The organism is Lactobacillus delbrueckii subsp. jakobsenii ZN7a-9 = DSM 26046 (genome assembly GCF_001888925.1).
Lineage (GTDB): Bacteria > Bacillota > Bacilli > Lactobacillales > Lactobacillaceae > Lactobacillus > Lactobacillus delbrueckii.
In genome coordinates, this window is record NZ_CP018218.1 from 112248 (window position 1) to 126090 (window position 13843).

The window sequence follows — 13843 nt, forward strand, 5'->3', positions numbered from 1 at the left end:
CACCTCCTTAAAAGCTAAGCAGCAATGAATGTCGCTGGTAATAGTTTAGCAGCCGTTCCAACAAGCGTAGCCGCTACTTCTGGAGCCATAATAGAAGCCAGCAGCAACTTTTTGATATCTTTCCGTTTCTTCAAAGAAATTTACTCCATTTTCTTTTCCCGTATATTAGATTAACATCTCTATTCTAGCGCATTTTTGCTAAATAAAACAAAAAGCCAATGAACAAATTGCCTTTTGTCCATTGGTAAAAATAGCTCTTAACTTGTTTTTAGCGGCTTATGCCAACCCATCGATAAAATGGTCAATCTGCAAGAAGTATTCTACTAATTCCCGGTGCTTCTGCCCGTCTTTTTCATAGTAGTCCTGCAGATCAGCTAAATCCATCTGCTCCATCAGCTTGGAAGCCGTCTTATCTTTGCTCCAGCTTTGGTGGCGCTGCTGCATCAAGTCATACATGTGCTGCTTAACGTCTTCGTATGGCGCAAAGACATGTGTCTTCTTGCCCTCTTTAAAGACCAGGTAGTTCTCAATCTCCCGCTTAAAAGTCGCGTGAATATGTGTCTGCATCCCTGGATATTTTGCCCTGATCCGGTGCAAGTGCCGCTGGCTCTGCTTAGCTTCATCCGTCCCCTTGTCTGAGTCGATCAAGATGAACCAAGGTTCATTCAGTTTAGAAAAAAGGTCAAAATTCAGCCAGGCCAGCAGACTGCCGCATCCCCCGACCGGTAAAATAAAGAGCCCTTTTTCAGCAAAAGTCGCGTCTACCAGCTTTTCTTCATACATCCACTGGTTGATCTTGGTCACAAAACGGACGTCTTCCTGCCCTTCGACCAAGAGAACGCAACGGGACTTGACCGCCCGCTGGTCAGCCGCCAGGCCCAAGCTGCTAGACACTTCCGCCAAGATCTGGCTGTCATTCAAAAGTTGCTGCTGGCCGGCAACCTTCTTGATGATCTTGATCCCTTCCAAAGGCAGAAGACCCATCAAGTGCGGCGTGCGCGGAATCAAGATGACCTGTTTGTTCTTAGAGACCAGTTTAAGCAGGGCCTGGGCCAACAAGGCTTCATCTTCCTCCGACAAATCATTCGCTTCAAAGGCATAGACCACGTTGTCGATGCTGGCATTTTCACTTTGGGCTAAAAGAAAGGCCAGAATAATCCGGCTGACCTTGGCCGTTCCCGTCACTCCGACCTTTTCCCGCTGCTTGATTAGTTCAGCCAGGTTGGGATCCTGGAAGACAAACTGGGGAGCTGGTTCACCCAAGTCCCGGTAGTTGGCCAGAAGCTGGGAGAGACTGCGGCCCAGGCGGTCGTCCAGGTAGCCCTGAATTTCCTTGATTTCGGCCGCCTTGTCGCGAATAGCGCTGCGGACCACGAAGTTCAAGGGGCTGGCCGCCTTTGACTCTTGATCAAAAAAGACATACAGGGGCATGCTGGCTGAAAGCTGCCGGTAGCGGCCCCGGTTTTGGTCCGTAACTGGCTGAAAGTCCCCGCCTTCTTCCGCGAAGCTGTCGCTTTCTTCCAAATATTGCTTAAGGTCAAAGGACTTTTTGATAGCAAAATCATCGAAATAGCAAGTGATGGCAATTTGCCAGTCCCCGGCCTTGAAGGCTTTCTCGTTTAAGTCTTGCAGCTTCAAAGGCCGCTTAGCCAAAGGGCCGTTGAAAAAAATGTCCAGAGCCCGCAGGATGGTCTTCTTGCCCACTTCCCCTTCACCTAAGAGACTGGTCAAGGGAGCAAATTTCAGCTTAAAATTGTGATAACCGCGAAAGTTATGCAGCTCAACCGCACGCAGCAACATGATTTGCTCCTTAATCGGCTTCGTCGCCGTGTCTTTGCCGGTAGTCCTTCCGGCTCATCTTAACCTTCGGTACCTTTTCAGTTGGGTTGGCCAGTTGCCGGCTGACCCGGTCCAAACGGGCAGCTTCTGCTTCCCCCTTGGCTTCAGCTTCCGCGTGTTCCCGGGCCTTGCGGAGTTTTCTGGCCTGGATGTCCCACATCCACAAGGTCGGCATGATTGCTACGGCTCCTAAGAAGGCACCAATGGTGTTGGCGATCATGTCGTTAACATCATATGTGCCCAGCCCTGTCATCCGCTGGAAATGTTCAATAAACCAGGACAGGCAGAAGGCCATAAATGTGGTGATCATGATGCTATGCAGCCACTTGGACCAGGATGGAATAATGTAGCCCAAGGGCACGAAGAGCAGAACATTCATCAAAAAGCCGTAGCGGCCGCCATAGTTTGAACTGGCAAAGACTTTTTTCAGCCCCCATTTCCAAAAGGCCGGGTCTTTCAAGACCTCTGAGCCGGCGGCCATTTGGGCCGGATGCTGCCAGTAGTAGACAGCAGCCGTCAGCATTCTTGAGGCAAACACATAGTAGATCAAAGCACAGCCATAGATAACCGTTACTACCAGCCGCAAAAAGGAGTTCCCCGTGCGGATAGCCCAGTAGCCTGCCAAAACACAAGCAGCAATGACCACAAAGCGGATCAGCAAAGCCAGTTCATGATACATTCTTTTTCACTTCCCCTTACGAATTCCTTTCTACATATTTTATACCATTAGTCGACTTATCAACAAAAGTTGTGATTATTAATTTTATTATCAATATCACAAGATCATTTTTCCAAAGTTCTGCTCTGTGCTATTCTTTATATTAGTGCTTTCAATTACAACAATACATAAAATTGGAGTATCAAACATGTACAAAGAAAAAATCAATGAATTATGGGACAAGTACAAGGATATCATCCCCTATGTCTTCTGGGGCGTCATAACCACCCTGGTCAACATCTTCTCCTACTGGCTCTGCAACAGCGTCTTCAAGTGGGACATCATGCCAGCGACGATCATGGCTCAGTTCCTGTCCATCGTTTTTGCCTACTTGACCAACCGCAAGTGGGTTTTCCACAGCCAGGCATCCACCTTTAAGGAATACGCCAGTGAAATCGCCAGCTTCTTCGCGGCCAGAATCGGGACTGCCCTTTTAGACATGGCCATCATGTTCATCTTCGCTGAACAAATGCACTTAAACAGCATGGTCATCAAGATCCTGGCCAACGTGGTTGTCGTTATTATCAACTATGTGGCCAGCAAGTTCTGGATCTTTGAATCCAAGGACTCAGAATAATCTATCTGAATTAATTGCTAAGAAATGGTAATTATTCCGGCTAAAAGTTTCAACTAATGCATTTTCGTGTTAATCTTGAAGTCAGTTTAACCAGAGAGGAAGGGTGAAAATGCGGAAAAGAAATATTATTTTAGCCTTTTTGGGATGCTTGGGGTCGGTCCTGCTGATCAGCGGCCTGACTTTCCAGAATTCCGGCCAGTCAGCCCAGCTGACCTTAAAGTTCGTCAACTTATTTGAGAAGGTTCATTTTCACTTGACCGGTACTATGATGGCTGAGTACCCGATTTACCACATGATGCGGAAGCTGGCCCACACGGCTGAGTATTTCCTGCTCGGCGCCAGTGCCTGCTACTTCTTCAGCCGCTGGCAAAAGCGCTATGCCTGGTCAGCCCTGGCCCTGTCAGCCGCCTTCTCCCTCTTTGACCAGACCAGCAAGCTGCTGGTTCCCGGCCGGGAATTCGACCCAACTGACTTTCCTTTCGATATCGCCGGCTACCTGCTCGGGATTGGCTTAATCCTCTTGCTCCAGCGTACATGGGCCAAGCGGGCAGTCAACTAAACCGCTAATACATTTTGCTAATTGCTAAAAAGAGTGCTTTCCCGGCACTCTTTTTTCATCTTTAGCATTTCCTTGCTTCATCATTGCTATTTTCAAATTATCATAAACAGCTAAAAAATGTATAATATGTATTGTTTACAATTTGCTATCAGAAGGAAGGAAAAAATACTAACTCCTCCACATTCAACAAATCATACTTTCCCTCCCGCCAATCGGCGGTGCTTTCAAAAGAGAATGCGATATGGAAAAAATATCAAAGGAAATCTTAATGAATACGAACAAATAGAAAGGTATTTCTAAATTGGATATAAAAAATAATCTCCACAATAATAAGAGCAACCCGCGTAAATTGAATTTGCTTTACCTGGGCCTTTTGCTCTTCGTCACTTTGCTGACCACCCTTTATTTGGCTAGCAGCAAGGCGATCTTTGCCGTCTCAGACTGGACCTTCCACGCTGCCCGGGTAGAAGAAATCTACTTGAACCTTAAGTCCGGCTCCTTCTTCACCTTTATCGCGGCCAGAACTTTCCACAACACTGGAGCTGCTTCTTTCCTCTTTTACCCATGTATTTTCCTTTATCCATGGGCCTTCCTGCGTTTTATTCTTTCCCCGGTCAACGCCTTTTACGCCTGGTACGCCCTAGTAACCTTTGCCACGGCTACAATCAGTTACTTCTCCATGAAGGCATACTCAAAGAAGTCTCTGGCCAGCTTTATTTTCTCCCTGGTCTATACATTTGCCCCTTACCGGCTTTACCTGGGCGAGGCAGTCTTTGGCGAATACCTTGCTGTAACCTTCCTGCCCCTGCTTTTCCTGGGCATCTATGAAGTCCTGTGGGGCGACAAGAAAAAATGGTACCTCCTGGCTATCAGCGGGGCACTGGTTGCTTATGCCCACATCCTCTCTGTCTTTTTGAGTCTGCAATTTGCCGTAATCCTCTTTATTATCAAGCTGATCACCAGCCGCGGCATCAGCAAGGATCGGATTAAGTCCCTGCTTTTGTCTGCCGGTGTCTGTGTCTTCCTGGTTTTGCCAGTAATCGTGCCTTTTTTCACTGACTTTATCGGCCAAGGGCTCTTCAGTGCCTATCCTGGAATCGTCTACACCATGGCCATGGGCCCACGCAACCTGCTCCTCAACCCCTTCTCTGCCCCCCAAAACAGCTGGAATCTGAGCTTCATGCTGATGTTAACAATCCTTACTGCCTGGGCCTTTATTGAGAGCCGGCGGAACTGGATCATCTACGGCTTAGGCCTCTTTGCCTGCTTCTTGGCCACCCGCTATTTCCCTTGGAAGCTCACTGCTGGTACGCCTTTTGAAATGGTTCAGCTGCCTGTCCGCTATCTTTCCTACGCTTCACTTTTCTTAACCATCCTTTTTGCCCTGGGCAGCAGCAGCGTGCTTGAAGAGCATGTGACCGGCCGAAAAAAGCTGGCTCTCAGCTGCAGCTTAGCCGTCTTCATGGCCCTCTTCTCCCTTAGTTCCTTGTCAGTTTACCGGGATACCTTAAAGCATGTTCAAGACATGCCGAAAACCAGTGCCAACAGCACACAGCCAGCGCCATTCAAGCGCCTGCGCGACTATAACTATTACAACCAGTTCAACTACAAGATTCTCTTTGGCGCCTTTGATTATATGCCAAAAAGCTCACTGACCAGCGTGCAAAAGCGAAATTCTCTTTTAATGCACCAAGCCTACTTGAATGGCAAGACTTTAACCCTGAGTCCTTTAATCAAAGCCAATCAAATTTCTTACCAGGTCAAAAGTGAAAAAGCAGCTGATGTTGACTTGCCGGTAATTGCCTACAAGCACACCACTGTCAGCGTCAATGGGCAAAAGCATGCATTCCGCCGCGGCAACCGGGGGACGGTTGTAGTCGGCCTCAAGCGCGGGCAAAACACCGTCACGGTAGGCTACAAGGCCAGTCCTGTCTTCTACTTGAGCATAGTCATCAGCATCCTCAGCTGGCTCGCCTTGCTTATCTACTTGGTCAAGTTCAAGGCCAAATATGCACAATAGAAAAACACAGTAAGCACCCAATAGCGCGGTATCTATCAACCCCCAGTCAATAGTCATATACTGTTCTTAACAATTGAATACGGAGGAACACGATATTATGACTGAACATCCAATCGTACCGCTCGAGCTGCCGAAGGGCAAACTCAGACCTAGGAATAAGCTTCCAAAGAACAGGCTCGTTCTCAATCTGAAGTCCAAAGGGGTTGAGCTATCATTTTACAGTGATGCCACTAGCGAGCTTATGCTCGAAGTCGTAGACAGGTTCTTGAGCCATGATTAATCTGGTTGAGTTAGGTCGAGTGTTCATTGTTTGCGGTAAGACCGACATGCGCCGGGGAATCGATTCACTTGCTTACATAGTTAAGAAGAGTTTCAATCTCGATCCATTCTCCGGATGCATCTTTCTCTTCTGCGGTAGCCGGAGAGATCGCTTCAAGGCACTATATTGGGACGGCCAGGGATTCTGGCTGCTCTATAAGCGCTTTGAGAACGGGAAGCTGGCCTGGCCGAACAGTGAAGACGAAGTTCGAGAGTTGTCCGATGAACAAGTCATGCGCTTGATGCAGGGCTTTACCATTGATCCTAAGATTAATACCGCAAGAGCTCGTGAATTCTATTGATTTCACGAGCTTTTCTGGTATTCTTATGATTATGAATCAAGGAGGGACAACGACCATGGCTGACAAAGAAACTTTAGCTTTAATCGAAACGCTCAAAGCAAATAACGAAGAATTGCTCAAGCAGGTTGCCCTTCTTACTGAACGCTGAGCCTTTTCGAAGAAGACAACGCCTCCCAAGATGACGAGGACTTGCCCTCGCATTACCGAAACTATTACCTATAAGAGACGCAAGCAAGTCAGCAGAAAGCAAGATGTCTTAGACTCTCTGCCGGGCGAGGAGGTTCATCATCGTTTGGATGATCTTACTTGTCCAGACTGCCAGCACGAACTGAAAGAGATCGGCAGCTTCTGTGCTAGACAAGAGCTGCTCTACATTCCAGCCCAGGTTAAGAAAATCGATCACATCCAACACTCTTACAAGTGCCAGCACTGCAGTTATGAAGCGCCAGCCGACAAGATTATCAAAGCTCCTGTACCCAAGGCTCCGTTAACCAACAGTCTTGGCTCAGCGTCTTTGATCTCAAATACTATCTATCAGAAGTACGTTCTCAAGCTTCCTGCCTACCGGCAAGAGAAAGACTTGCGGCGTATGGGCCTTCCGCTTGATCACAAGACGGTTTCGAATTGGCATATCAAAGTCTGTGAGTACTACCTATCCAGCCTTTACGAGCTCTTGAGAAAAGAGCTGCTAAAGCTGGATGTCATTCACGCAGATGAGACGCCATATCGAGTCTTAGACAGCGAAGGAGCCAAAGACTACGTCTGGACCTTCTTGTCAGGCAAGCATGCCGAAAAGCCGATTGTCCTGTATCACCATGGATCACGAAAAGGCACCGAAGCATGGGATTTCCTCACAGGCTTTAGCGGATACCTTCACTGTGATCAATATCCTGGCTATTTACGATTAAGCCAACAAGATGTGACTCTTATAGGCTGTATGGCTCATGTAAGACGGAAATTCCATGATTCCTTGCCTAAAGACAAGGCCAGAGAATCCGACGCAACTTCGGTGGCTAATCAAGGGATCCACTACTGTAATCAAATGTTTAGCCTGGAGCGCGCCTGGGAAGACCTTTCCGCTGAAGAGAGATACGAGAAGCGTCAGTCCGAATTAAAGCCTCTGCTAGAGAAGTTTTCCGACTGGTGCTCCAAGAAATCAATCTCCGTGTTGCCTTCCGGCAAGTTGGGGACAGCCTTCCAGTATTGCATAAAGCACATGGACAAGTTCATGAACGTTCTAAAAGATGGTCGCCTTGAACTATCCAACAACAGAGCAGAACGAGCAATCAAAGAGATCGTCATGGGACGCAAGAACTGGCTCTTTTCACAGAGTAGTACCGGCGCCAAGTCCATGGCAATCATAATGAGCATACTCGAAACCGCCAAGCAAAATGGCTTGGATCAATTCAAATATATCAACTATCTTCTAGACAAGCTGCCCAATGAGCTGTCATTATTAGACAATCAACGTCTGGAAGCCTATTTACCATGGGCTGAGAATGTTCAGCTCCACTGTAAGTAAAGTCCCATAAACTGATTAATCCCATCTTAGCATTGCTAGGATGGGATTTTAATATACCGTACTATTGGGTGCTTACGAATATTTTTAGACATTAAAAGAGCATTCCGTTGGGAATGCTCTTTTACTTTGCTGATTTACTTTTTAGCATGGTCCGGATCAGTGTCCAAATCTTCGTGAGATAACTTGCTTTCTTCAGTTACCTCGTTAGCGTCATACAGGTCATGCTTGATCTTGGATGAGCTGATCTCCGGGGTTCTTGGCAGGTAAACGACGTTGACACCCTCTTTTTTCAAAAAGTCGAACTTGCCCTTCCAATCATCCCCCATGACAAAAGTGTCAATGTGATATTCATGCATGTCGCTGCGCTTTTGGTCCCAGTCTTTTTCTGGGATAACCAAGTCAACGTAGCGGATGGCCTCCAGCAGTTGCTTGCGCTGCTCATATGAGAAGTAGGTCTTCTTGTGCTTGGAATTCCAGTTGAACTCATCAGTAGACAAGGCAACGATCAAATAGTCGCCCTGAGCCTTGGCCCTTCTCAGCAGGTTGATATGTCCGTAGTGCAGCAGGTCAAATGTTCCATAAGTAATTACGCGTTTCATAATTGCTCCTTGTCCCCTATTTCAGGTATTCCTTGTAAGACTTGTCTGGGTCGAAAATGACTGAGCCATGGATAGACCCGCCTCTGACAAAGACATTCCATTTGCCGTACTGCTTGGTCAGCAAAGGATCGTAATCCTTTGGGATCGGCAGGCTAAGCATCTCAAACGGCACTCTGACTGGATTGGCCACATACTCGCGCTTCCAGCAGCACTTTTCTGTCTCCAACATGACCATCATGACCTCTTGGGTGTCCTGGTCATCATATTTGGTGATTTCCTTGGCAAAGCGGTCGTAATAAATGTTGCGGCCACCGCTCTTTTTCTTTTCAAAAAAGAACTTGGTATAAAGCAAAAATTGCTTTAGTCCAGACAGATTCTTGTTCGGATATCCGTTGCAGTAGTTGTAAAATTGCCGAGCCCGGTGTTTGAGCTGGTTGACGCTTTTGACAAAAGCCTGCCGCTCTTCCGGATCATCTGGCACATTGTCTAATGGGAAGATATCGATAAAAATCCCCTGGTTGAACTGGTAGTGAAAGTACTCCTCAGACTTTAAGATTGCAGTGGTAGCCGAATTACGCAACTGTGCATGCCCTCGTATAGATCCTGTATCCGTTTCTTCAGTCTGAAAAAAATAAGGTTCCGTAAATTCTTGACTGGCAACTTCGCAGAGGCGTTCAAAGTCCTTCCTGTACATCATCAAATCGATATCATCATCCCAAGGAATATAGCCCTGGTGACGAACAGCGCCTAAGAGAGAACCACCGGACAAATACCAGGGAATATCATATTTCTGGCAGACTAGGTCCAGCTGGTCCAGAAGATCCAGTTCCACGGCCCAGACCTTCTTCATCTCCGGGCTGACTGTATAGTCGTTTCTGACTTCTTCTTTAAAAAAATCTTCTGAGAGCTTGAGCTTAATATTGTCCATTGTCTTTTCTAAAATCTCCCTTATCCCCTGCCCAAAATCTTCTTAAGCAGGCCAACAGAATCATCCTTCATGATAAATAAGGTCGCCAGGTAAGTACCCGCGCCTAAAACAAATTGGATGCCCAGCTTGATGATGCCAGGATTGCCAAATGGATTCAAGGCCAGGATGACCAGCATCATCAGAGTTCCGGCAATCAGCTTTTTCCAGATCACCTTGCCAATATAAAACGGCTCTAAGTAGCCATTGTCATGGTAAAGGTAAAGCAGGCTGATTGTCAATTCCGCGATGATTGAGGCAAAAGTTGCCCCGGCACTGGCAAAGCGTGGAATCAAGAACAGGTTCAAGACAAAGTTGACGACTGCCCCGATGATAATGTAAACCGCACTCTGCTTCCGCAGGCCAGCCGGGTTGTAGTATTGCGAACCCAGACAATTGGAAATCCCGATGATCACGATCTGCGGGCTGAACAAACGGAGCAAAAGTGCCACCTTATCCCAGCCGTGACCGAAGAAGACCGGCACAAAGGTATCCGCAATTCCGAGCAGGCCAAAGCCGATCCCCACTCCGATGAAAAGGATATAATTTATGGATCCTTGGATCCGCTGCTTGATTTCCTTCTCTTTCTTCTTGGCAAACAAGTAGGAAATTCTGGCCCCCAGGACATTGTTGACGGCGGTAAAGGTCACTGCCTTGGTCAAATTGATGATCTTGGTTGCCTGCTCATAGTAGGCATTTTCCGCGTTGTTCTGGGTCATGAAGCCGATCAAGGTCTTGTCCATATAAGTATAGATGGAGGTGGCAATGGTCGGAATAAAGTAGATCAGAGTTTCATGGAAGTGCCGTTTCAAGTTGACCAGTTTGATTGGAACTTTTACCACGAACTTATGCAGCTCCAGCCACATAGACATGGTCCCCAGCAAGGTCGTCCCCGTCATGATGAAGACATAAAGGTTGGTATCCTTAGGACTCTTGACGAAGAGCAGGATCAAGATAACCCCAGCCACCTTGACCAGGGCGTTCTTGGTCACAGTATACTGGAATTGCTCCAAGCCATCAAAGAACCAGGAGATGTCCAGCATAGTGTTGAACAGGTTCAAGGTCAAGATAAGGAACATAACCCGGTAGTGGCTTTGAAAGCCTAGGTAAATTCCCCATAACAGCAGCATGGCCAGGGAGGTAAAAACACTCAGCAGCTCAATTTCCCAAAAAATCTGGCTCCGCTTTTTAACATCGTTGCGGTTGCGGGCAATTTCCCGCATCCCATATGAAACCGTCCCCAAGGCCGCGACCAGGGAAAAGTAGGTCTGAATTGAGGAAGTCCAGCTGTAGGCCCCAATCCCATCAGTCCCGATAACTCTGGAAACGTAAGGTGCCGTAACTAATGGTGTAATTATAGATAAGACCTGATATAAGGTGCTAATGAATATATTTTTCTTAATGCTCGGATTATTCATTTACGCTCTCAATCTAATAAAAGCTACTGTCGAACCGTAATACCATACAAATTAAGCTGCCACTGTGACAATTACCATACGGTCTTACTATTTTTAATACCTTTAACAAGATTTTTTCGTCATCAGGATAGTAGCTAGGGCCATATCTTAACCAAGCCGTTTTTACTTTTCCAAAGCTTTAACTGCTTTTTTCAAAGCAACCTTGGTGAAGTCGCCTCTTCTGAGCTTTTTAGCTACTTCTCTCGCATTGATCGCGAAGTGTTCGTATTCTTCTTTTGTCACTTTATTCAGGACTTTTGGTAGATCATTCAAGGAGTCAATAGTTAGTCCGAGATTGTTATCAATGATGAAGCTAGCTTCAGCTGCTTGGCTCCAAATGATAACTGGCAAAGCTGAAGCGAGATACAGTGACAGTTTATGAGGATTGTTATATCGTAGGTAATTGCCAAAGGCGCCATCACAAGTCTCAATGCTACTACCGTCCCAAATTAATCCAAAGCCTGAATTTAATTGATTTGGAATCTCATCAGCTGGAAAAGCGCCATGATACTCAACATTTTTGTAAGCATCTAGAGTAAAATTTAACCCATAAAGATTAAATTTTGCATCTATCTTTCCAATATCTTTCAAATATTGTGTCTTACTTACATCCAGATTACCAGCAACTGAAACGGATCTCTCAAATTTAGCATGGTTAATTTCACCATTTGGAATCAAATAGTCAAATATTTTTAGCGTAACCAATTTCTTTGGGTCAACACCACGATCCTCAAAAAAATTTTCATGGAATCGTTGTGAACGATCAAGCAATCAGCATACTTAAGCATCTGGTTGAAATCTTCCTCAAAAAATTTACAATAGTAAAACTTTCTCAATTCTTCAACGTCATGTACCAAATAAATAAACTTAACGTTTTTTTATTCTTAAGTTTAGCTAAGGTTTCCTCTGTATTTTTACTATTTCTGTCCCTTGCGGCTCAAACTCCCCTTAGTGGTTAAAAATTGACTTGTAAGGGTAGACTTGCTCAAAGCCCATAGCAAAGTCATGGACAAAGAGTATACCAAAGATCACAATAACTAAAATATACAAGATCAAGCGACGTTTGTCATCTCTTCCAAATTTACTGATTGCATTTGGGATAAAGATGAACTGGGCATAAGTAAAGATTCTAACTACCCGGTACGTAGCTGGCAAAATTCCATCCATAGCACATACAATCAAAACCATCCATTGCAAAAGCTTGGCAATTGCCCATTCTTCAGCTGAATTTCCTAGTTTTTGGCGATCATCAAGTTGTAACATGCCAACCAATTGGCTCTTAAAGGAAGACTTGTTATAGGAAAACTGCGTCAAATCCCTATTAAAACGCTGCTGGTATTCTAGATAAAGGTAAATTAGTGAGATAGCAATTTGTACTCCCAAATAAAGTTTACCGATCGTCTTACCCAGATATGCTCCTTGATTTAGATACATCTGTACTCGCGGAATGAGTAAGGCTAATAAGGCTAAAATTCGCTTGCCTAAAAGCTTAATAAAAATGTAAAAACCTAAGTTAATCAACAGATAGCTGAGCTGTGACAGAGGTAGTAGATCCAGAACCGCCATAATCAAGAAATAGTAGGCACTTTGGTGCATGGTCCCTGCTAGAATCGTCAATAAAACAAAAGCAATTTTCTTCTTACGAACTAAGAAATATAAAGCTAGTAACAAGATTGCTGAAGCTAAAGCTTGTCTAATATTGTTGATCGAAACAAAGTAGGTATAAGTCAAGTAGAACAGCAAGATCGACATAAAATAATTATCTGATAAAAAAACTGTTACTACATATACCAGTCCTAGGGTTAGAAGCGCACAAAGAGCAATTAACCACTGTGGATCACTGGTTAAACTAGCGACTAGCAGATTCAGTAAATAAAAACCAGGTTCATAATAATGAGTATAACTACCATTTACAATTGATAGAAACTGAGGGACATATGTATGAAAATAGTCAGTTCCCACTCCATAACGAAAACAAGAAATCAGCAAGATGGGTAGGGCAGATAAAGAAACAAGTCCAATTAGCTGCCATTTCTTGGTATCTTTGTACCAAGGCTGCTTAACCAGTAAAAAAGTTCCATGTTGGGTTTCTTCAATTAGTCGTGGCACAAAAGCAGCCACAAGAAGCGACATCGAAATCGCAATCAGATAAGCCATACTATACTCCCTTATTCTTTCCAAAGAAACAGTTTGGTAGTTTATTTTTTCAAAGTGTAAAAGATCTGGTTGGTGATCTGGCGGCGGTAATTAGTAATTTTTTCCTTCATTGGCATTTCGGTATTAACGATCGGTAAGTGCTTAACCTTCAATTCCTTATGCGAGATCCAAATATTTAACAACCGCTCTGACAAGAAACCATATAATCTTTGCTGATATGCATTCAAACTACTTAAATCAACCTGTGGCTCTAGGTTAAAGAGGATTGTAAACAACCACTGACAATATTCATCAAATAAGTCCCCTCTGCAAAACATCATATTAAATAAAACTGCCTTGTTTTGATTAAAGAATTTATCAAAATCAGATAAGTATTCGGGACTGCATTTGGCCACGCTGGCTCGCAACTTACCAAAAATTTCTTCAGTACAACAATGAATCATAATTTCATCATGAGCATTCTGCTTAAAGTTAGCGACATATGAAGTCACCAAATCATGGTCCTGTAAAAAGCCTTTAAGCTCATCATAACTATATATCTGCTCAAAACTAGAAGAGAAATCACTTTTGCCAAAATAACGACGATAATGTACTAATCCCTTATAATCATCTTTTGTATTTTTCCAGATCCAATATAGTCCTGTCAATTCACAATAGTTAGGATTTTTTTCAGAAATATTATCTCCTGTATCATCAGTCAAGTAGTCCAGGTGTTCATGCAAACTACTCCCCACTTGCAAAGGAAGATATTTGTCTAGCTTGGGTAGCTTGACTCTTTTATGGGTAATAATGTAGATCATTTTGACCTCGT

Annotated in this window: 15 protein-coding genes and 1 pseudogene; 6 read left to right on the plus strand and 10 right to left on the minus strand. The window is 44.8% G+C overall.

The genetic code is table 11. The features are described 5' to 3' along the window. Window positions 1–14: 14 nt before the first annotated feature. The 3 genes and pseudogenes from LJ046_RS00700 to LJ046_RS00710 all read right to left on the minus strand — a co-directional run. A pseudogene (locus LJ046_RS00700) lies at window positions 15–107 on the minus strand (peptidoglycan-binding protein); the annotation flags it as partial. A gap of 169 nt (window positions 108–276) precedes the next feature. Then, entirely contained in the window at window positions 277–1800 is a 1524-nt protein-coding gene (locus LJ046_RS00705) for an ATP-dependent nuclease (RefSeq protein ID WP_002879368.1), read from the minus strand. A gap of 10 nt (window positions 1801–1810) precedes the next feature. After that, window positions 1811–2518: a VanZ family protein gene (locus LJ046_RS00710; RefSeq protein ID WP_002879369.1), complete on the minus strand. Its 708-nt coding sequence runs from the start codon at window positions 2516–2518 to the stop codon at window positions 1811–1813. 187 nt (window positions 2519–2705) lie between these two features. Between LJ046_RS00710 and LJ046_RS00715 the strand changes: the two genes are divergently transcribed. From LJ046_RS00715 to LJ046_RS00740, 6 genes are all read left to right on the plus strand, one after another. Beyond that, window positions 2706–3134 (plus strand): GtrA family protein, encoded by a 429-nt coding sequence (locus LJ046_RS00715; RefSeq protein ID WP_002879370.1) that lies wholly within the window; start codon window positions 2706–2708, stop codon window positions 3132–3134. A 109-nt stretch (window positions 3135–3243) separates the two neighbouring features. Next, window positions 3244–3693, plus strand: coding sequence for a VanZ family protein (locus LJ046_RS00720; RefSeq protein WP_002879371.1), 450 nt, complete (start codon window positions 3244–3246; stop codon window positions 3691–3693). Window positions 3694–4042: 349 nt separating this feature from the next. Then, entirely contained in the window at window positions 4043–5713 is a 1671-nt protein-coding gene (locus tag LJ046_RS00725) for a putative glycosyltransferase family protein (RefSeq protein ID WP_002879372.1), read from the plus strand. Between the two features lie 97 nt (window positions 5714–5810). Then, on the plus strand, window positions 5811–5993 hold the full coding sequence (locus tag LJ046_RS10275) for a hypothetical protein (protein ID WP_002879373.1): 183 nt from the start codon (window positions 5811–5813) through the stop codon (window positions 5991–5993). Then, a complete protein-coding gene (gene tnpB, locus LJ046_RS00735; RefSeq protein ID WP_002879374.1) occupies window positions 5986–6333 on the plus strand; it encodes an IS66 family insertion sequence element accessory protein TnpB in 348 nt (115 codons plus the stop codon). Before LJ046_RS10275 ends, tnpB begins: the two co-directional genes overlap by 8 nt. 178 nt (window positions 6334–6511) lie before the next feature. Next, entirely contained in the window at window positions 6512–7855 is a 1344-nt protein-coding gene (locus LJ046_RS00740; protein WP_035176717.1) for an IS66-like element short variant transposase, read from the plus strand. 134 nt (window positions 7856–7989) lie between these two features. Here the strand turns inward: LJ046_RS00740 and tagD are convergent, their stop codons facing one another. The 7 genes from tagD to LJ046_RS00770 form a co-directional block, all read right to left on the minus strand. Then, window positions 7990–8454 (minus strand): glycerol-3-phosphate cytidylyltransferase, encoded by a 465-nt coding sequence (tagD, locus tag LJ046_RS00745; protein ID WP_002879377.1) that lies wholly within the window; start codon window positions 8452–8454, stop codon window positions 7990–7992. Window positions 8455–8470: 16 nt separating this feature from the next. Continuing rightward, complete coding sequence (locus LJ046_RS00750; RefSeq protein ID WP_002879378.1) at window positions 8471–9382, minus strand: LicD family protein; 912 nt, start codon at window positions 9380–9382, stop codon at window positions 8471–8473. A 20-nt stretch (window positions 9383–9402) separates the two neighbouring features. Further along, window positions 9403–10836, minus strand: a complete 1434-nt coding sequence (locus LJ046_RS00755) for an oligosaccharide flippase family protein (protein WP_002879381.1) — start codon at window positions 10834–10836, stop codon at window positions 9403–9405. Between the two features lie 162 nt (window positions 10837–10998). Beyond that, complete coding sequence (locus LJ046_RS00760) at window positions 10999–11646, minus strand: glycosyltransferase (protein WP_002879383.1); 648 nt, start codon at window positions 11644–11646, stop codon at window positions 10999–11001. Further along, window positions 11568–11732, minus strand: coding sequence for a glycosyltransferase (locus tag LJ046_RS10745; protein WP_472382566.1), 165 nt, complete (start codon window positions 11730–11732; stop codon window positions 11568–11570). Before LJ046_RS10745 ends, LJ046_RS00760 begins: the two co-directional genes overlap by 79 nt. Window positions 11733–11823: 91 nt before the next feature. Continuing rightward, window positions 11824–13032 carry an EpsG family protein gene (locus LJ046_RS00765; RefSeq protein WP_002879386.1) on the minus strand — a complete coding sequence of 403 codons (1209 nt, stop codon included), beginning with the start codon at window positions 13030–13032 and terminating at the stop codon, window positions 11824–11826. A gap of 41 nt (window positions 13033–13073) precedes the next feature. Continuing rightward, window positions 13074–13832 carry a DUF4422 domain-containing protein gene (locus LJ046_RS00770; RefSeq protein WP_002879387.1) on the minus strand — a complete coding sequence of 253 codons (759 nt, stop codon included), beginning with the start codon at window positions 13830–13832 and terminating at the stop codon, window positions 13074–13076. Window positions 13833–13843 lie beyond the last annotated feature (11 nt).

Bases quoted from the DNA above. Each gene is read 5' to 3' on its own strand.
- LJ046_RS00750 (WP_002879378.1), bottom strand. From the start codon at position 9,382: ATGGACAATATTAAGCTCAAGCTCTCAGAAGATTTTTTTAAAGAAGAA.
- LJ046_RS00770 (WP_002879387.1), bottom strand. From the start codon at position 13,832: ATGATCTACATTATTACCCATAAAAGAGTCAAGCTACCCAAGCTAGAC.
- tnpB (WP_002879374.1), top strand. From the start codon at position 5,986: ATGATTAATCTGGTTGAGTTAGGTCGAGTGTTCATTGTTTGCGGTAAG.
- LJ046_RS00765 (WP_002879386.1), bottom strand. From the start codon at position 13,032: ATGGCTTATCTGATTGCGATTTCGATGTCGCTTCTTGTGGCTGCTTTT.
- LJ046_RS00740 (WP_035176717.1), top strand. From the start codon at position 6,512: ATGACGAGGACTTGCCCTCGCATTACCGAAACTATTACCTATAAGAGA.
- LJ046_RS00715 (WP_002879370.1), top strand. From the start codon at position 2,706: ATGTACAAAGAAAAAATCAATGAATTATGGGACAAGTACAAGGATATC.
- tagD (WP_002879377.1), bottom strand. From the start codon at position 8,454: ATGAAACGCGTAATTACTTATGGAACATTTGACCTGCTGCACTACGGA.
- LJ046_RS00710 (WP_002879369.1), bottom strand. From the start codon at position 2,518: ATGTATCATGAACTGGCTTTGCTGATCCGCTTTGTGGTCATTGCTGCT.
- LJ046_RS00705 (WP_002879368.1), bottom strand. From the start codon at position 1,800: ATGTTGCTGCGTGCGGTTGAGCTGCATAACTTTCGCGGTTATCACAAT.
- LJ046_RS10275 (WP_002879373.1), top strand. From the start codon at position 5,811: ATGACTGAACATCCAATCGTACCGCTCGAGCTGCCGAAGGGCAAACTC.
- LJ046_RS00755 (WP_002879381.1), bottom strand. From the start codon at position 10,836: ATGAATAATCCGAGCATTAAGAAAAATATATTCATTAGCACCTTATAT.
- LJ046_RS00720 (WP_002879371.1), top strand. From the start codon at position 3,244: ATGCGGAAAAGAAATATTATTTTAGCCTTTTTGGGATGCTTGGGGTCG.